Genomic DNA, 16,666 nt, shown 5'->3' on the forward strand with positions numbered 1-16,666 from the left:
ATAAATCACATTAAATAAAAGAAACCATTAAAACCATAGCGGCCATTAAAACTTCGCTTTTAATATGCCTTCCCTCACATAAAGTAAGCCTTTGTGACTCTAAGCTGAACGCACAAAATAACTAAGGGGCTTATTATGAGCACAACTGACGATTCATTCTCTGTTACCCACGACCCGATTGATATTCAGCGGCCATCGCTCAAAGAGCGCTGGTGGCATATTATGGATACCTGGAAAATCGGCATTATTCCTCTGCCGCTGTTCGTTCTGGCGGGCGCGCTGATTGCGATTGATTGCCTGGGCGGAAAACTGCCGAGCGACATTGTGGTCATGGTGGCCACGCTGGCCTTCTTCGGCTTTGCCTGCGGTGAATTCGGCAAACGCCTGCCGATTGTCGGCAAGCTCGGTGCGGCGGCAATTTGCGCCACCTTTATCCCTTCCGCGCTGGTCTATTACGGCCTGCTGCCGGACGTGGTGGTTGAATCCACGACCAAATTCTATAAATCCACCAATATTCTCTACCTCTATATCTGCTGCATTATCGTCGGCAGCATCATGAGTATGAACCGCACCGTGCTGATCCAGGGCTTCCTGCGCATCTTCTTCCCGATGCTGTGCGGTGAAATCGTCGGCATGATTGTCGGCATGGGTGTTGGGCTGGCGCTGGGCCTCGAGCCGTTCCAGATCTTCTTCTTTATCATTCTGCCGATCATGGCGGGCGGCGTCGGGGAAGGGGCGATCCCGCTCTCTATCGGCTATGCCACCCTGCTGCATATGGATCAGGGCGTGGCGCTCGGCCGCGTGCTGCCGATGGTGATGCTCGGCGGCCTGACGGCGATCATTATCTCCGGCTGCCTCAACCAGCTCGGTAAACGCTACCCGCACCTGACCGGTGAAGGCCAGCTGATGCCGAATCGCGCCAACGCTGATGCCACTGTTTCCCAACCTGCGTTCTCCGGCAAAGCGGACGTGACGACAATCGCCTCGGGCGCGCTGCTGGCGGTGCTGCTGTACATGCTGGGCATGCTCGGTCACAAGCTGATTGGTCTGCCAGCGCCGGTGGGCATGTTGTTTATGGCGGTGCTGGTGAAGCTCTGCAACGGCGCCTCTCCGCGTCTGCTGGAGGGTTCCCAGGTGGTGTACAAATTCTTCCAGACCTCCGTGACCTACCCAATCCTCTTCGCTGTCGGCGTGGCGATCACCCCATGGCATGAACTGGTGGCGGCGTTCACCGTCAGCAACCTGCTGGTGATTGTCAGCACCGTTTCCGCGCTGGTGGCGACCGGATTCTTCGTTGGCAAAAAGATTGGTATGCACCCGATTGATGTCGCCATCGTCTCCTGCTGTCAGAGCGGGCAGGGCGGCACCGGTGACGTGGCGATCCTGACCGCAGGCAACCGCATGAGCCTGATGCCATTCGCCCAGATTGCTACCCGTATCGGCGGCGCGATTAACGTCTCTGTCTCACTGCTGATTCTGGGCAACTTCCTCGTTTAAGTTTTCAGGAAAGAACAATGAAACTCGCAAGCTTTTTATACCAGGGAAAACGCAGCTACGGCATCGTACAGGCCGAAGGCGTGATTGATTTGGGCCGCCGCCTGGGCGACCGCTATGGCGACCTTAAAGCGCTGTTGCAGGGGAACGGGCTGGCGCAGGCCACCCGTTTTCTGAACGACGCGGTGGATGTACCGCTGAACGCAATCACCTTCTTACCGGTGATTGTCCAGCCGGAAAAAATCCTCTGCGTGGGCATGAACTATGCCGACAAGCGCAAGGAGTTTGACCAGCACAACCCGGCCCCGACGCTGTTTGTCCGCTTCCCGGATTCACAGACCGGCCACAACGAGCCGGTGCTGAAGCCGCGCCACTCCAGCGAGTTCGACTACGAAGGCGAGCTGGCGGTGATCATCGGCAAAGGCGGGGAGAACATCAGCCGCGACGACGCCCTGCGCCACGTGGCGGGCTACAGCTGTTACATGGACGGCTCCGCCCGCGACTGGCAGCACACCTGGTTCACCGCCGGGAAAAACTGGCGCCAGACCGGGGCGTTCGGCCCGTGGATGGCGACGGCGGATGAGATCCCGGACCCGCACAGCCTGGCGATCCGCACTTGGCTGAACGGCCGCATGGTGCAGGAGGACAACACCAGCAGCATGATCCACAAGGTGGCGGAACTGATCGAGTATATCAGCACCTTCACCCGTCTCAGCCCGGGCGACGTGATCATCACCGGCTCGCCTGGTGGCGTGGGTAAAAAGCGCAACCCGCCGCTGTTTATGAAGGAGGGGGATCGCATTGAGGTGGAGATCGAGCATATCGGTCATCTGAGCAACGTGATCGTGGAAGCGCCAGCCGTCGGGCTCGCGGCAGCGCACTGAGTAAGGCGGCAGCATGCAATCGCAACCCATTGATTTTCGGCACACCGTTGTGGCGAAACACCCGGAACGCTTAAGCCAGATCCGCTACCTGCTGGCAGACAGCGGCCTTGGCCTGGACAACGACATCACGCTGTTTGTCGAAGCCTGGTCCGGCGCGCAGCTGGTGGGTTGCGCCGGGCTGGCTGCCAACGTCATCAAATGCGTGGCGGTCAACGAGCATCTTCGTGGGGAAAACCTCAGCGCGCGTCTGCTTGCAGAGGTGGAAAACGCGGCGCTGGAGCGCGGCCATTTTCACCTCTTCCTCTGCACCCGTCCGTGCAATAAGGAGCGCTTTGGCCGCAGCGGTTTCTGGCCGATTGCCCAGAGCGGGAACAACGCGGTGCTAATGGAGAACACTCCGCAGGGGATCGCGCGCTACTGCCGATCCCTGCGCGCTAAGCGCCGGTGTGGGGAAAAAACGGGCGCGATCGTGATGAACGCCAATCCCTTCACCCTCGGCCATCGTCATCTGGTGGAGCAGGCAGCGGCGCAGTGCGATGCCCTGCATCTGTTTGTGGTGCGTGAAGACGCCTCGTTCTTCCCGTTCAGCGCGCGCCTTGAGATGGTGCGTGCGGGCGTGGCGCATCTGCCGAACGTGGTGGTGCATGAAGGCTCGCAGTACATCATCTCCCGCGCCACGTTTCCGGCCTACTTCCTGAAGGAGACTGGCAAAGTGCAGCAGGCGTGGAGCGAGATCGACGTGCTGATCTTCCGGGACTATATCGCCCCGGCGCTGGGCATCACGCACCGCTTCATCGGCTCGGAGCCGTTCTGCGACATCACCCGCCAGTACAACCAGACGCTGCACGACCTTCTGGCCTCGCATATTGAGGTGGTGGAGATGCCGCGCATCAAGGCCACCGGCAACGCCATTTCGGCCTCGGAAGTGCGCCGTTTACTCAAGACACAGCAGTTTTCCCGGATCCGGGAGATTGTCCCGGACTCCACCTTCGCGCACCTCGAAGCACATTATCGTGCGAGTGCGGAAGTCGCATAACTATCAGGAATTTATCATGAATATTGTAAGGGAGGCGCTGGCCGGAACGCAGGAGTCCAGCGACCTGATGGTGAAAATCGCCCCCGCTCACGGTGAGCTGGAGATTGTCATCCACAGTGAAGTGATTAAGCAGTTTGGCGAGCAAATACGCCAGGTGGTCAACGACACATTGCGCGCCATGAACGTGCACCAGGGATTAATCATTATTGAAGACAAAGGGGCGCTGGACTGTGTGATCCGCGCTCGCCTGCAAAGCGCGCTTCTGCGTGCCGCCGATGAACAGGCCATCAACTGGGGGGCGCTGAAATGAGCAAACTCCGCCGCAGTATGCTGTTCCTGCCAGGCGCCAATGCCGCCATGCTCTCTACCGCCTTTATCTACCGCCCCGACTCCATCATGTTTGACCTTGAGGACGCCGTGGCCCTGCGCGAGAAAGACACCGCACGCATGCTGGTGTTCCACGCGTTGCAGCACCCAATGTATCAGGATATCGAAACCGTGGTGCGCATTAACCCGCTGAGCACGCCGTTTGGCCTGCTGGATCTGGAGGCCGCCGTGCGCGCGGGCGTGGACGTGATTCGCCTGCCGAAAACCGACACCCCGGACGATATTTACGAGCTGGAAGGCCACCTCGAGCGTATCGAGAAGGAGTGCGGGCGTGATGTGGGTTCCACCCGCGTGATGGCGGCGATTGAATCGGCCATTGGCGTCATCAACGCCGTGGCGATTGCCCGCAGCTCCCCGCGCCTGATCGGCATCGCGCTGGCCGCCTTTGACTACGTGATGGACATGCAGACCGAGCGCGGCGACGGCACCGAGCTGTTCTATGCCCGCTGCGCCGTGCTGCACGCCGCACGCGCCGCCGGTATCGACGCCTTCGACGTGGTGTGGTCCGACGTTAACGACGAAGCCGGGTTCCTGCGCGAGGTCGACCTGATCCGCAAGATGGGCTTCAACGGCAAATCGCTGATTAACCCGCGCCAGATAGACCTGCTGCACAACGCCTACGCCCCGACTCAGGAAGAGGTGGATCACGCCAAAAGGGTGATTGAGGCGGCAGAAGAGGGCGAGCGTAACGGCCTGGGCGTGGTGTCGCTCAACGGCAAAATGGTGGATGCACCGATTATTAACCACGCGCAGGTGGTGCTGGAGCGCGCGGCGGCCTCTGGCGTGCGTCGGTAAGGATGACATAATGAATCAGACAGAACTTCTCCATGTAAATTTCCCCCATCTGCGGGATCTGAAACCCTTTGATACCGCCCACAGCGCGACGCCGTGGCTGGCGGACAGCGAGGCGAAGCACAGCCGCAAGCTCTGCGCCTCAATTGAAGAGGCGGTTAAGCGCAGCGGCTTGCAGGACGGGATGACCATCTCCTTCCACCATGCCTTTCGCGAAGGCGACCGGGTGATCAACACCGTCGTGGCGCTGCTGGCGCGGATGGGCTTCAAAAATCTGACCCTGGCTTCCAGCTCGCTGATGACCTGCAATGACGCGCTGATCGAGCATATCGAGAGTGGCGTCATCACCCGGATTTACACCTCCGGCATGCGCGGCAGGCTGGCGGATGCCATCTCCCACGGGCTAATGGACGAGCCGGTACAAATTCACTCCCACGGCGGGCGCGTGAAGCTGCTCCAGGACGGCGAGCTGAATATCGACGTGGCGTTTCTCGGCGTGCCGTGCAGCGATGAGTTTGGCAACGCCAACGGGACGCACGGCAAATCGTGCTGCGGTTCGCTGGGCTACGCCATGGTGGACGCGCACTTTGCCCGTAAGGTGGTGCTGCTGACGGAAGAACTGGTGCCATTCCCCAATATGCCCGCCAGCCTGGTGCAGGACCAGGTGGACTACATCGTGCAGGTGGAGAGCGTGGGCGACCCGGCGAAAATCAGCGTCGGCGCGGCGCGCGTCACCAGCAACCCGCGCGAGCTGATGATCGCCCGCTATGCGGCGGACGTGATTGAACACTCTGGCTATTTCAAACCAGGCTTCTCGATGCAGACCGGTTCCGGCGCAGCGGCCACCGCCTGCACCCGTTTTATGGAAGAGAAGATGGAGCGCAGCGGCGTGAAGGCGCGCTTCGCCCTTGGCGGCATCACCGGCAGCCTGGTGGATCTGCACGAGAAGGGACTCATCGAAACGCTGCTCGACACCCAGTGCTTTGACGGCCAGGCAGCGGCCTCGCTGGCGCGCAACCCGAACCACGTGGAGATCTCCACCAACGTCTACGCCAACCCCGGCAGCAAGGCGGCAAGCTGCGACCAGCTCGACGTGGTGATCCTCAGCGCCCTGGAAATCGACGTCGACTTTAACGTCAATGTCATCACCGGCTCCGATGGCGTGATGCGCGGCGCATCCGGCGGACACTGCGACGTGGCGGCGGCAGCCAACCTGACCATTGTGGTCGCGCCGCTGCTGCGAAGCCGCATCCCGACCGTCGTGAAGCGCGTTACCACCCGCCTCACGCCGGGGGAGAGCATTGACGTGCTGGTCACCGACCACGGTATTGCGGTCAACCCGGCGCGCCCGGAGATCCGCGAACGACTCATGGAAGCAGGGCTGAAGGTTGTAGATATCAACGCGCTGTATGAACGAGCGATTTCGTTGACAGGCGTACCGAAACCGATTGAGTTCACCGACAAAATCGTCGGGGTGATCCGCTACCGCGACGGCAGCGTGATCGACACCGTGCGACAGGTAAAGGAGGAAGTGTGACGATTGCGACACCCGTGCGGACGGGTGTCAGCCTGGACGAACTGCTGGCGGCGAAAGAGCGCCGCGCAGCGCGCCAGGCTGACATGCTTGCGCACTATCAACAACCGGTGATCTCCCTCACGCTGGTTACGCCCGGGGAAATCAAAGACAGCCTTCGCTATCGCAACACCATGGGCGTGGCGCTGCAAATGTGCGACCAGCTGCTGTGGGAAAACCGCTGGCAGGTGCTGGACCGTAAGGTGCTGTGGCTACCCACCGGACCTGAAGCCTTGTGGTGCATCGCGCATCCGGCGGCGGAAATTAAGGCGCACTGTGCAGAACTGGAGCAGACGCACCCACTCGGCAGGCTGTGGGATCTGGATGTGATCTGCCCTGAAAACGGCCACGTCGGGCGTCAGTCGCTGGGGGCGAATCTCAGACGCTGCCTTATCTGTGACGAGCCCGCTCATGCCTGTTCCCGTTCGCGCAATCACCCCGCTGAGCAGGTGGTTTCCCGCGTGGAGAAGATGATCGATGACTGGTTTGCTCGCGACTGAACCGCGCCCGGTTGATCTCCCTGCGCTTGCCGCAGAGGCGCTGTGGCAGGAGCTGGAGCTGACGCCAAAACCGGGGCTGGTGGACAGGCTCAATAACGGCTCCCATCGCGATATGGACCATGCCTTGTTTGTCCGCAGCATTATGGCGATTACGCCGTGGTTTGCCCGGTTTGCGGAACTGGGGGAAGCACATGCGGCCAAACCTGCCGATCGGCAGTTGCGGATTCTCCGCCCAATGGGAATGGCCTGCGAGCAGGCAATGTACGCCGCCACGGGCGGGGTAAATACCCACAAGGGCGGTATTTTTGCCCTCGGTTTGCTCTGCTTCGCCGCCGGGCGTGTGAAAAATATCTCTGCGGATAGCCTCTGTTGTGAGGTAAGTAACATCTGTCGTGGGCTGGTGGCGCGGGAGCTGGCCAGGCGCAGCGGGCAGGCAACGGCGGGGGAGCGGCAGTTTCAGCTGTACGGTTTAACCGGCGCGCGTGGCGAGGCGGAGAGCGGCTTTGCCACGGTGCGTAAGGCTTTGGATGCGTGGAACGGTCAGTCGCTTCACGGCCTGCTGTTGCGCCTGATGGCGGTAAATCAGGACAGCAATCTCGTTTCGCGCGGCGGCATTGAGGGGCTGCGCTACGTTCAGGGCTACGCGCGGGAACTGCTGGCTAACGGCTGGGACTGCGAGGCGTTGCTGAAGATGGATAAGGCATTGATTGAACGCAACCTGAGCCCGGGCGGCAGCGCGGATTTGCTGTCGGTGGGGTGGGTGCTTTCTGGAATAAAATAGCCGGGTGGCGGCTACGCCTTACCCGGCCTACGGTCTGGTTTTCCAGGCCCGGTAAGCGCAGCGCCACCGGGCACAACAATCAATGCGCGATCGGCTGCGCACCGTGCGGCTCGCGCACGTGCTTGTACTTGAACAGCGCGATGAACGCGAAGAACAGCACCAGCGAGTACCCGGCGAAGATCAGCCACACTGGTTGCCAGTTGGTGATGCCGTTAGTGGTATACATCTCAACCACTTTGCCGCTCACCACGCCGCCCAGAATACAGCCGAAGCCGTTGGTCATCATCAGGAACATGCCCTGCGCACTGGCGCGGATTTCAGGCTTCACCTCTTTTTCCACAAACACCGAGCCGGAGATGTTGAAGAAGTCGAAGGCACAGCCGTAAACAATCATCGACAGAACCAGCAGCACGGTGCCGAACGCGCTCGGGTCGCCATAGGCGAACAGACCGAAGCGCAACATCCAGGCGGCGATACTGATCAGCATGACGTTCTTGATACCGTAGCGGCTCAGGAAGAACGGGATGGTCAGGATGAACAGCGTCTCGGAGATCTGCGAGATGGACATCATCACCGACGCGTGTTCGACGATAAAGCTCCCGGCAAACAGCGGATCGTTATCGAAGCTGTGCAGGAAGGTATTACCGAACATGTTGGTGATTTGCAGTTCCGCGCCCAGCAGCATGGAGAAGATAAAGAAGATCGCCATGCGCTTGTTTTTAAACAGTGCGAAGGCGTCCAGGCCAAGCATGGTGCTCCAGCTCTGGTTTTTCTGCTGATTAGATACCGGAATGGTGGGCAGTGTCAGGGTGAACAGCGCCAGCAGTACGGAGAGCGCCGCGCCGATGTAGAGCTGCATATGGCTCAGCTCGAAGCCCGCGAAGCTCACGCCCCACATCGCCATGATAAAGCCGATGGTGCCCCAGATACGGATTGGCGGGAAGTCGGTGACGATATCCAGACCGGCAGATTTCAGGCGATAGTAGGAGATGGTGTTGATCAGGCCAAGCGTTGGCATATAGGCCAGCGAGTTAAGCAGGATCACCATGAACATCGCCCCCGGCGTGGTCACTTCGGCCGCCATAAACAGCGTCCCCGCACCCACCAGGTGGCAAAGCATATACAGCCATTTCGCGCTTAGCCATTTATCCGCCACGATACCGAGCAGCGTTGGCATGAAGACAGCCGCAATACCCAGCGAGCTGTAAACGGCACCGATCGACGCACCATCGAACTTGAGCGTCACAAACATATAGGAGCCGAGTGTAGTCAGCCAGCTACCCCACAGGCAGAACTGCAGAAACGACAAGATTTTAAGCTGCAGCTTAAGGTTCATGTTACTTTCCTCACAAGTGAGCGGGAGATATGTTGTTTTGGGAACATTCAGGGTTGTTATTTGATGCAATTCTATCAGTTGGCAACGATATGTTTTGTTACCTCCCGCAAAAAAATGCAATCCACATTAATTTGCAGTCTGGATTGTGATGCAAATAGCATTTTCGTATGGGTGGGATGAGATGGGTGCGGTCTGATGCCCTCACCCTGGCCCTCTCCCACAGGGAGAGGGGAAGCAGAACACCTTCTCATTGCAGGAGAAGGTGTGTTGACTAGCGGCGACGGTAGTTCTTCTGCGCCGTATTCACCTTATACAGATAGCGGCGTGATTCCGCAGACGGGTGGCGGGTGGTGAGGGTTGAGTAGACATCCCCCGGCGCCATGCTGTTGATGATGTTCGCGGCCTGCACTTTGTCATTTGAGAAGACGCGCAGCACGCTGCCCGCCCCGCCGTTATAGGCGGTGATCACCGCATAGCGGCGTGAGGTTGGGTTATCAATCCCGCCCAGGTAGACATTGTTCAGCATCGCCAGGTAGGCCGTACCGGTATCAATGTTGCTTTGCGGATCGAACAGGTAGCTGCGGCTCGGCGTGCCGGATTTCCCCTGTGCGCGGAACACGTCTTTACCGGCGCTGTGCTGTACAACCTGCATCAGCCCCAGCGCGTCGGAACGGCTTACCGCGTAGGGGTTGAACGAGGACTCGGTCTGCATAATCGCCAGGATCAGCGACTCATCCACGCCATACTTACGCGACGCCTGACGCACCATGCCCAGATACTTATGCGCACGCTTGTCGAGGTGGTTCGGCACCAGGTTGATCGTGACGCTGTAGATCACTTTCAGGCCGTTGGTGCGGCTTTTCAGGCGCGTTTGCAGCAGGTAGTCGGCAAATTTCGTGGCGCGGCCTTCCCAGCGGATCGGCTGACCGGTCTGGTCAACGACCTGGCCATACAGAAACGGCTCTTTGGAGATGGTGATGTCATCGGCATCAGAGTAGAGGTCGATAGACCCCGGATCGTCGCCCATCAGCAGGGTTTTGATGATGGCCTGACGTAAATGCGCCGCAGGTTCAGTCCCTGCGATGGTTTCAACCGTAATCGTACCGTCATCGAAGTTGATGTGGCTACGGGTCTGATAGGCGTCAGTGTACTTAACGTAGTCCTTCGGTCCGGCAATAAGAACTTCGTTAAATCCCCATATGTTCTCGATGTTGTGGGCAAACTGCCCCATCAAAATGTCAAAACCGTTGGTGTCCTTTACCCAGGCTTCGTTGTATTCATCGCCTTTTTTGGAAGAACAAGACACAAGCAACGGCGCAACAAGGGCTAGCGCTAAAAGTTTTTTCATCATTCCGGGAGTGCGTGTTGTGTTTGCTTTGGGGTTGCTGTTGCCGGGTGGCGCTGCGCTTACCCGGCCTACAAAACCGTAGGCCCGTGCAAGCGCAGCGCCGCCGGGCAGCAGCCGCAGAGTATTATTTTTCCGGTGGCGTATAGCCTTCGATATGGACGTCTTTACCCTCGAACAGGAAGTTCACCATCTCCTGCTCCAGCAGTTTGCGGTGTTCCGGGTTCATCATGCTGAGCTTTTTCTCGTTGATCAGCATGGTCTGCTTCTTCTGCCACTGTCCCCAGGCTTCTTTGGAGATCTCGTTGTAAATGCGCTTACCCAGGTCGCCCGGGTAGAGCTGGAAATCCTGGCCTTCAGCGTCGCGCTGTAGGAAAGTACAAAAAATGGTTCTGGCCATACTCATTCCTCTTTGTCTTGCCGATGCTAAACCATTGCACCGACACGTAATTGCTGTAACAGGCGCTCCACGGGAGCCGCCAGCCCGACTGATGGCGGTTGCGCTAAGTTATACCAGAGAGCGTTGCCTTCATCCATGCACGACGTGAATGAGGACACGGGAAGCCACATCGGCACAATATCCAGATGGAAATGGCTGAAGGTATGACGGAACGCGTTGAGTTGCGTCAGGGTATCGGCCGCAATGCCGCGCTGTTCAAGCCATGCCCGAAGTGAGGCTTCATCCTCAAACTGTGGGAAGCAGTATAGACCACCCCACAGGCCACTCGGCGGGCGCTGAGCGAGAAACACCTCGTCGCCATGCTGCATCAGCAGCATGTACCCGGTGCGTTCAGGCAGCGTCTGCTTCGGTTTTTTCCCCGGATACTGCGCCCAGGTGTGGTTCGCATAGGCCATGCAGAGGTTGTTTACCGGGCAAAGTTCGCACTTCGGTTTTGAACGGGTGCAGACCATCGCGCCCAGATCCATCATCGCCTGGTTAAAACGCGCCACCCCTTTCGCCGGAGTGACCGCTTCACTGATCTCCCACAGGCGTTTCTCAACCTCTTTCTTGCCCGGCCATCCATCTATGGCGTAGCAGCGTGCGAGCACGCGCTTGACGTTGCCGTCGAGAATAGGGAAATGTTTGCCTAAAGAGAGGGAGAGGATTGCGCCTGCGGTTGAACGCCCGACGCCGGGCAAATCCGCCACCTCGTCAAAGGTCTCCGGAAATTTACCGTTGTGGCGGGTGGCGACCTGCTGTGCGGCTTTGTGCAGGTTGCGCGCGCGGGCGTAATAGCCGAGGCCTGTCCACAGGTGCAGTACCTCGTCCAGCGGCGCGTTGGCCAGATCGGTGATTGTCGGGAAGCGCGCCATAAAACGCTCGAAGTAAGGAATGACCGTCGCGACCTGCGTTTGTTGCAACATCACCTCGGAGAGCCATACTTTGTAAGGCGTTTTTTCAATTTGCCAGGGCAGGGTTTTACGCCCGTATTTGTCGTACCAGTCCAGCACCTGGGCTGAAAATTGAGAGGCTTGCATGGTCATCGATTCGCTTAATCAGGGACGCAGATTGCAGCACAGCGTCAATCTGCTGTAAACCGGATCTTTCCCATGCTTGCATAGAAGCCTTAACTTTGGATAATGCCCGTTTCCCGAACATTCTCACAAGCAGACAACTCTTTTATGAAAAACGACGTCATTTCACCGGAATTTGATGAAAACGGTCGCCCGCTGCGCCGTATTCGCAGCTTTGTCCGCCGTCAGGGGCGCCTGACAAAAGGGCAGCAACACGCGCTGGACAACTACTGGCCGGTGATGGGCGTTGAGTTCAGCGAGCAACCGCTCGACTTCACCGACCTGTTTGGCCGCGACGCGCCAGTGACGCTGGAGATTGGTTTTGGCATGGGCACCTCGCTGGTGACCATGGCAAAAGCGCGCCCGGAGCAGAACTTCCTCGGTATCGAAGTACACTCGCCGGGCGTCGGTGCGTGCCTGGCAACGGCCCACGAAGAGGGCGTTGAGAACCTGCGCGTCATGTGTCACGACGCGGTGGAAGTGCTGCACAAAATGATTCCTGACAATTCTTTGAACATGGTTCAGCTCTTTTTCCCTGACCCATGGCACAAAGCGCGTCATAATAAACGCCGTATCGTTCAGGCGCCGTTTGCCGAGCTGGTGAAAAGTAAGCTCAAGTTGGGCGGCGTTTTCCACATGGCAACCGACTGGGAACCTTATGCGGAACATATGCTGGAAGTGATGTCGTCCCTGGACGGGTATAAAAATCAGTCTGAAAGCAACGACTACGTACCGCGTCCGGATTCACGTCCGGTGACAAAATTTGAACAGCGTGGCCATCGTCTTGGTCACGGCGTATGGGACTTAATGTTCGAGAGGGTGAAATAATGGCAAAGAATCGTAGCCGTCGTCTGCGTAAAAAGATGCACATCGAAGAATTCCAGGAAGTGGGTTTCTCCGTTGCCTGGCGTTTCCCGGAAGGCACCAGCGTTGAGCAGATCGATCAGGACGTTGATGCGTTCATCAACGAGGTGATCGAGCCAAACAAGCTGGCCTTCGACGGTAGCGGCTATCTGGCGTGGGAAGGTCTGATTTGCACCCAGGAAGTGGGGAAATGCACCGAAGAGCATCAGGCGCTGGTACGCAAATGGCTTGAAGACCACAAACTGGAAGATGTCCGCGTTAGCGAACTTTTCGACGTTTGGTGGGACTAATAAAGCAAGAACGGGCCAGCATTAGCTGGCCCATTTTGTCTGAGGGAGTGTTAAAGATGCGCAAAACGTTGCTGGCTGTTGCTTTACTGGCAATCGGAACCACCGCCCATGCGGAGTATAAATGTAGCGTCACCCCGCGTGATGACGTGGTGCTGAGTCCGCAAACCGTGCAGGTTAAGGGCGAGAATGGCAATCTGGTGATTACGCCGGATGGCAACGTGACCTTTAACGGCAAACCGCAAAACCTGACGGCCGCCCAGCGCGAGCAGGCGATGGACTACCAGGCCGAGTTGCGTACCGCGCTGCCCTGGATCAACGATGGCGCGCTGACCCGCGTTGAAAAGAGCCGCGTGGCGCTGGATAAAATCATCACCAAAGAGGTGGGGGAGAGCAGCAATATGCGCACCCGCCTGACGAAGCTGGATAAACAGCTGAAAGAGCAGATGAACCGTATTATCGAGACGCGCTCTGATGGCCTGACGTTCCATTATAAGGCGATCGATCAGGTGCGTGCCGACGGTCAGCAGCTGGTGAACCAGGCGATGGGCGGCATTCTCCAGGACAGCATCAACGAGATGGGCGCCAAAGCGGTGCTGAAGGGTGGCGGTAATCCGTTGCAGGGTGTACTGGGTAGCCTGGGCGGACTGCAAACCTCGATTCAGAACGAGTGGAAGAATCAGGAAGCCGATTTCCAGCAGTTCGGCAAAGACGTGTGTAAACGCGTGGTGTCGCTGGAAGACAGCCGGAAGGCGCTGGTGGGGACGCTGAAGTAACGCCTCTGCGCGCAGGACCCCTCACCCCGGCCCTCTCCCACAGGGAGAGGGAGTAACCAGTTCCCTCTCCCTGTGGGAGAGGGTTAGGGTGAGGGCATCAGGCATTGCAATCGTTGCAAAATAGCCATCAGCACCTGCTCCTCATTAGTCCTGAATTCATTATTCCAGAACCGTACGACTTCCCAGCCGTTCGCATTCAAAAACTCGGTACGGTGAGAATCATACTTCTCTTTGTTCTGATGCTGCCCACCGTCCAGCTCAATAATCAGCTTCGCCTTAAAGCAGGCAAAATCCACGATATACGGCCCAACCGGCATCTGACGACGAAACTTATACCCGAAGAAACGACGACCTCTGAGCAAATACCAGAGGCGTAATTCTTCGGGTGTCATTTGTTTGCAGAGTTGTTTTGATTTTTCCATCCCCACACTCTGCCAGCCTTTCCCTCAGCCAGCAGAACGGGATGTAAAATCCTGAATCAGCCTTCAGGATTTTCAGCGAGGAACAGCTCAAGAAGGGAGTTTAAGAACAGCTTGCCGTGCTCGGTGATCTGCCAGGACTCATCACACTCGGTCAGATACCCCTGCGCCAGCGCCTCGTCAATCTGCGGACGAATCACCGACTCCGGCAGCCCGGTGTAGAGCGCAAACTCCGCGCGCGGTGCGGCTTCCAGCAGACGGAAGCGGTTCATAAAGAACTCAAACGGTTTATCCGCCGCCTCGACGTCGTGCTGACGCTCCAGGTAGCGGCCTTCCATATACCCGCGCGGATGACGGGTTTTAGCGGTACGCAGAATGCGTCCGTCCGGGAAGGTCACTTTGCCATGTGCGCCGCAGCCAATTCCCAGATAATCACCAAAACGCCAGTAGTTCAGATTGTGCTGACACTGATAGCCCGGCTTCGCATACGCCGACGTTTCGTATTGCTGATACCCCGCCGCGGTCAAAAGCTGGTGGCCCTGCTCGAAGATATCCCACAGCGCGTCGTCGTCCGGCAGCACCGGAGGACGGGAACCAAACAGGGTGTTCGGCTCAATGGTCAGCTGATACCACGACAGATGCGGCGGATTCAGTTCAATCGCCTGACGCAGGTCGTCCAGCGCTTCTTCGAGAGACTGATCCGGCAGGCCGTGCATCAGGTCGAGGTTAAAGCTGCGCAGCCCAAGCCCTGTTGCCAGGTTTGCCGCGCGCTTTGCCTCTTCCGGACCGTGGATACGCCCCAGACGCTTCAGCTTTGGCTCGCTAAAGCTCTGCACGCCGATAGAGATACGGTTCACGCCCGCGCGTTGATACTCGACAAAACGATCGGCCTCAACGGTACCGGGGTTGGCTTCCATCGTAATTTCAGCATCCACTGCCAGGTTCAGGCGTGCGCGCACTCCATCCAGCAGCGTCTGCATCGCCGGGCCTGAAAGAAGGCTCGGTGTACCGCCACCAATAAAAATGGTCTTCACTTCACGTCCCTGTGCGTACGATACATCAGCATCCAGATCGGCCAGCAGATGCGCGACGTAATCATCGTGCGGCACTTCGCCCTTCAGCGCGTGCGAGTTGAAATCGCAGTACGGGCATTTCTGCACGCACCATGGGATGTGAATATAAAGACTCAGAGGCGGCAAATTAGCCATTACGCAGTGCTTCCAGTAACAGTTTCAGGGCGCGTCCACGGTGGGAGATCGCGCTTTTCTCTTCGCGGGTGAGTTCCGCAGCGGTTTTTCCCTCGGTCGGGACAAAGAAAATCGGGTCGTAACCAAAGCCGCCGTTGCCCGCCGCTTCACGGGTGATCACGCCCGGCCAGCTGCCGTGACAGACAATCGGCGTGGGATCTTCCGCGTGACGCATGTAGACCAGCACGCAGTGGAACTGCGCGGTACGCTGTTCGTCAGGGACGTCTTTCAGGGCCACAAGCAGCTTTTCCAGATTCTGCTGGTCGGTGGCGTCCACCCCGGAATAGCGGGCGGAGTAAATCCCCGGCGCACCGCCCAGAAAATCCACGGCCAGACCGGAGTCATCGGCTATCGCGGGCAGTCCGGTGATCTGCGCCGCATGGCGCGCTTTCAGAATGGCGTTTTCGATAAACGTCAGGCCGGTCTCTTCGGCGGAGTCCACGCCCAGCTCGGTCTGAGCCACCACGTCCAGCCCAAAATCATTTAATAGCGAGGCCAGCTCGCGCACTTTACCGGCGTTACCGGTGGCGAGAACAACTTTCTGCATGGTTTAGTCCTGTTCTGTCAGAGCCGCGACTTCCGTCGGGATAGATTGCGGGTTAAGGATTTTTACCTGTTTATGCCGGCCAAGTTCACCTTTCTCAATGATGACCTGGCTTTTAGCGACGCGAAACTGTTTAGCCAGATATTTGGTCAGATGCGCATTCGCCTGGCCGTCAACCGGCGGGGCAGTGATGGCGACTTTTAGCTCGTCGCCATGCAGCCCAACAATACTGTCGCGGCTGGCTTTCGGCTGAATGTACAGCCGTAAAACCAGCCCGTCGGCGCAGGGGCTAACTGCACTCATAACGCCATCCACAGCCCCGGCAGCAGCATATTACCCGTCGCCTGTAACAGTTCCGCGATACCCATATTCAGCACGTACAGCAGCAGAACGAGAAGCATCGGGGAGAAGTCGATTCCGCCCATTGCAGGCAGCAGGCTACGAATCGGGCGCAGCAACGGTTCAGTCAGCTGAATCAACGCGTACTCCACCGGGCTACGGCCCCGGCTTACCCAGCTCATGATCGCCATCACCAGCAGGACCCAGAAGATCAGCGAGCCGACGGTTTTAACCAGGATCAGAACGGCTGAAATCCAGATAATCGGCTGGAAAGTGATGACCATAAACAGCACGATCGCTTTGATAACGCTCAGAATAAACGCCATCAGCAGAGATGAACTGTCAATTGGCCCCATTGCCGGAATGACGCGGCGAAGCGGCCCCACAACGGGCTGCGTGATTTTCACGATAAATTGTGAGAATGGATTGTAAAAATCACAACGGGCCCACTGCATCCAGACGCGCAACAGCAGCGCCATCGTATACAGTTCAATGACCGTTGAAAGCAGGAAAGTCAACGTCTTCATGGCGTTCCTCAGGTTTCCTT

The 16,666-nt window shown here is 58.1% G+C and carries 20 protein-coding genes; 11 read left to right on the forward strand and 9 right to left on the reverse strand.

Features of this window, described 5'->3' with window-relative positions:
* Window positions 1–135 precede the first annotated feature (135 nt).
* From SK54_RS05670 to citG, 8 genes are read left to right on the forward strand one after another with little or no spacing between them, the layout of a single operon-like run.
* The gene (locus tag SK54_RS05670) at window positions 136–1,497 is read left to right on the forward strand and encodes a 2-hydroxycarboxylate transporter family protein (protein WP_015571852.1); all 1,362 of its coding nucleotides are present in this window, start codon (window positions 136–138) and stop codon (window positions 1,495–1,497) included.
* 17 nt (window positions 1,498–1,514) lie between these two features.
* Entirely contained in the window at window positions 1,515–2,378 is an 864-nt protein-coding gene (locus SK54_RS05675; RefSeq protein WP_015571851.1) for a fumarylacetoacetate hydrolase family protein, read from the forward strand.
* A gap of 13 nt (window positions 2,379–2,391) precedes the next feature.
* Window positions 2,392–3,414, forward strand: a complete 1,023-nt coding sequence (gene citC / locus SK54_RS05680) for a [citrate (pro-3S)-lyase] ligase (protein ID WP_048246887.1) — start codon at window positions 2,392–2,394, stop codon at window positions 3,412–3,414.
* A 16-nt stretch (window positions 3,415–3,430) separates the two neighbouring features.
* Entirely contained in the window at window positions 3,431–3,724 is a 294-nt protein-coding gene (gene citD / locus SK54_RS05685) for a citrate lyase acyl carrier protein (RefSeq protein ID WP_017382935.1), read from the forward strand.
* On the forward strand, window positions 3,721–4,596 hold the full coding sequence (gene citE, locus SK54_RS05690; protein WP_015571849.1) for a citrate (pro-3S)-lyase subunit beta: 876 nt from the start codon (window positions 3,721–3,723) through the stop codon (window positions 4,594–4,596). The genes citD and citE overlap by 4 nt, the downstream gene beginning before the upstream one ends.
* 10 nt (window positions 4,597–4,606) lie before the next feature.
* Window positions 4,607–6,130: a citrate lyase subunit alpha gene (citF, locus tag SK54_RS05695; RefSeq protein ID WP_015571848.1), complete on the forward strand. Its 1,524-nt coding sequence runs from the start codon at window positions 4,607–4,609 to the stop codon at window positions 6,128–6,130.
* Window positions 6,127–6,666 (forward strand): citrate lyase holo-[acyl-carrier protein] synthase, encoded by a 540-nt coding sequence (citX, locus tag SK54_RS05700; RefSeq protein WP_022651835.1) that lies wholly within the window; start codon window positions 6,127–6,129, stop codon window positions 6,664–6,666. Before citF ends, citX begins: the two co-directional genes overlap by 4 nt.
* A complete protein-coding gene (citG, locus tag SK54_RS05705; protein ID WP_015571847.1) occupies window positions 6,644–7,447 on the forward strand; it encodes a triphosphoribosyl-dephospho-CoA synthase CitG in 804 nt (267 codons plus the stop codon). Before citX ends, citG begins: the two co-directional genes overlap by 23 nt.
* Window positions 7,448–7,526: 79 nt before the next feature.
* Here the strand turns inward: citG and SK54_RS05710 are convergent, their stop codons facing one another.
* The 4 genes from SK54_RS05710 to mutY all read right to left on the reverse strand — a co-directional run bounded on the left by SK54_RS05710 (window position 7,527) and on the right by mutY (window position 11,607).
* On the reverse strand, window positions 7,527–8,783 hold the full coding sequence (locus SK54_RS05710) for a nucleoside permease (RefSeq protein WP_015571846.1): 1,257 nt from the start codon (window positions 8,781–8,783) through the stop codon (window positions 7,527–7,529).
* Window positions 8,784–9,054: 271 nt separating this feature from the next.
* On the reverse strand, window positions 9,055–10,131 hold the full coding sequence (mltC, locus tag SK54_RS05715; RefSeq protein WP_017382930.1) for a membrane-bound lytic murein transglycosylase MltC: 1,077 nt from the start codon (window positions 10,129–10,131) through the stop codon (window positions 9,055–9,057).
* Window positions 10,132–10,255: 124 nt separating this feature from the next.
* Complete coding sequence (locus tag SK54_RS05720) at window positions 10,256–10,528, reverse strand: oxidative damage protection protein (protein WP_003862425.1); 273 nt, start codon at window positions 10,526–10,528, stop codon at window positions 10,256–10,258.
* 26 nt (window positions 10,529–10,554) lie between these two features.
* Entirely contained in the window at window positions 10,555–11,607 is a 1,053-nt protein-coding gene (gene mutY / locus SK54_RS05725) for an A/G-specific adenine glycosylase (protein WP_169805287.1), read from the reverse strand.
* Between the two features lie 144 nt (window positions 11,608–11,751).
* Here mutY and trmB point away from each other — a divergent pair, with 144 nt between their 5' ends.
* From trmB to SK54_RS05740, 3 genes are read left to right on the forward strand one after another with little or no spacing between them, the layout of a single operon-like run.
* Entirely contained in the window at window positions 11,752–12,471 is a 720-nt protein-coding gene (trmB, locus tag SK54_RS05730; RefSeq protein ID WP_015571843.1) for a tRNA (guanosine(46)-N7)-methyltransferase TrmB, read from the forward strand.
* On the forward strand, window positions 12,471–12,797 hold the full coding sequence (locus SK54_RS05735; RefSeq protein WP_003862421.1) for a YggL family protein: 327 nt from the start codon (window positions 12,471–12,473) through the stop codon (window positions 12,795–12,797). The genes trmB and SK54_RS05735 overlap by 1 nt, the downstream gene beginning before the upstream one ends.
* 56 nt (window positions 12,798–12,853) lie before the next feature.
* Window positions 12,854–13,570: a YggN family protein gene (locus tag SK54_RS05740; protein WP_015571842.1), complete on the forward strand. Its 717-nt coding sequence runs from the start codon at window positions 12,854–12,856 to the stop codon at window positions 13,568–13,570.
* Window positions 13,571–13,653: 83 nt separating this feature from the next.
* Here the strand turns inward: SK54_RS05740 and SK54_RS05745 are convergent, their stop codons facing one another.
* From SK54_RS05745 to SK54_RS05765, 5 genes are read right to left on the reverse strand one after another with little or no spacing between them, the layout of a single operon-like run.
* A complete protein-coding gene (locus tag SK54_RS05745) occupies window positions 13,654–13,992 on the reverse strand; it encodes an endonuclease domain-containing protein (RefSeq protein ID WP_015571841.1) in 339 nt (112 codons plus the stop codon).
* Between the two features lie 56 nt (window positions 13,993–14,048).
* Complete coding sequence (gene hemW, locus SK54_RS05750; RefSeq protein ID WP_045141926.1) at window positions 14,049–15,197, reverse strand: radical SAM family heme chaperone HemW; 1,149 nt, start codon at window positions 15,195–15,197, stop codon at window positions 14,049–14,051.
* A complete protein-coding gene (locus tag SK54_RS05755; protein WP_015571839.1) occupies window positions 15,190–15,783 on the reverse strand; it encodes an XTP/dITP diphosphatase in 594 nt (197 codons plus the stop codon). Before SK54_RS05755 ends, hemW begins: the two co-directional genes overlap by 8 nt.
* 3 nt (window positions 15,784–15,786) lie before the next feature.
* Window positions 15,787–16,083 carry a DUF167 family protein YggU gene (gene yggU / locus SK54_RS05760; protein WP_003860023.1) on the reverse strand — a complete coding sequence of 99 codons (297 nt, stop codon included), beginning with the start codon at window positions 16,081–16,083 and terminating at the stop codon, window positions 15,787–15,789.
* Window positions 16,080–16,646, reverse strand: coding sequence for a YggT family protein (locus tag SK54_RS05765; RefSeq protein WP_015571838.1), 567 nt, complete (start codon window positions 16,644–16,646; stop codon window positions 16,080–16,082). The genes yggU and SK54_RS05765 overlap by 4 nt, the downstream gene beginning before the upstream one ends.
* Window positions 16,647–16,666 lie beyond the last annotated feature (20 nt).

Source organism: Enterobacter sp. MGH120, from assembly GCF_001037725.1.
Taxonomy (GTDB): domain Bacteria; phylum Pseudomonadota; class Gammaproteobacteria; order Enterobacterales; family Enterobacteriaceae; genus Enterobacter; species Enterobacter hormaechei_C.

Bases quoted from the DNA above. Each gene is read 5' to 3' on its own strand.
- mltC (WP_017382930.1), bottom strand. From the start codon at position 10,131: ATGAAAAAACTTTTAGCGCTAGCCCTTGTTGCGCCGTTGCTTGTGTCT.
- SK54_RS05710 (WP_015571846.1), bottom strand. From the start codon at position 8,783: ATGAACCTTAAGCTGCAGCTTAAAATCTTGTCGTTTCTGCAGTTCTGC.
- citG (WP_015571847.1), top strand. From the start codon at position 6,644: ATGACTGGTTTGCTCGCGACTGAACCGCGCCCGGTTGATCTCCCTGCG.
- SK54_RS05765 (WP_015571838.1), bottom strand. From the start codon at position 16,646: ATGAAGACGTTGACTTTCCTGCTTTCAACGGTCATTGAACTGTATACG.
- citF (WP_015571848.1), top strand. From the start codon at position 4,607: ATGAATCAGACAGAACTTCTCCATGTAAATTTCCCCCATCTGCGGGAT.
- citC (WP_048246887.1), top strand. From the start codon at position 2,392: ATGCAATCGCAACCCATTGATTTTCGGCACACCGTTGTGGCGAAACAC.
- yggU (WP_003860023.1), bottom strand. From the start codon at position 16,083: ATGAGTGCAGTTAGCCCCTGCGCCGACGGGCTGGTTTTACGGCTGTAC.
- SK54_RS05755 (WP_015571839.1), bottom strand. From the start codon at position 15,783: ATGCAGAAAGTTGTTCTCGCCACCGGTAACGCCGGTAAAGTGCGCGAG.
- SK54_RS05675 (WP_015571851.1), top strand. From the start codon at position 1,515: ATGAAACTCGCAAGCTTTTTATACCAGGGAAAACGCAGCTACGGCATC.
- citE (WP_015571849.1), top strand. From the start codon at position 3,721: ATGAGCAAACTCCGCCGCAGTATGCTGTTCCTGCCAGGCGCCAATGCC.
- hemW (WP_045141926.1), bottom strand. From the start codon at position 15,197: ATGGCTAATTTGCCGCCTCTGAGTCTTTATATTCACATCCCATGGTGC.
- trmB (WP_015571843.1), top strand. From the start codon at position 11,752: ATGAAAAACGACGTCATTTCACCGGAATTTGATGAAAACGGTCGCCCG.
- mutY (WP_169805287.1), bottom strand. From the start codon at position 11,607: ATGCAAGCCTCTCAATTTTCAGCCCAGGTGCTGGACTGGTACGACAAA.
- SK54_RS05670 (WP_015571852.1), top strand. From the start codon at position 136: ATGAGCACAACTGACGATTCATTCTCTGTTACCCACGACCCGATTGAT.
- SK54_RS05740 (WP_015571842.1), top strand. From the start codon at position 12,854: ATGCGCAAAACGTTGCTGGCTGTTGCTTTACTGGCAATCGGAACCACC.
- SK54_RS05745 (WP_015571841.1), bottom strand. From the start codon at position 13,992: ATGGAAAAATCAAAACAACTCTGCAAACAAATGACACCCGAAGAATTA.
- citD (WP_017382935.1), top strand. From the start codon at position 3,431: ATGAATATTGTAAGGGAGGCGCTGGCCGGAACGCAGGAGTCCAGCGAC.
- SK54_RS05720 (WP_003862425.1), bottom strand. From the start codon at position 10,528: ATGGCCAGAACCATTTTTTGTACTTTCCTACAGCGCGACGCTGAAGGC.
- SK54_RS05735 (WP_003862421.1), top strand. From the start codon at position 12,471: ATGGCAAAGAATCGTAGCCGTCGTCTGCGTAAAAAGATGCACATCGAA.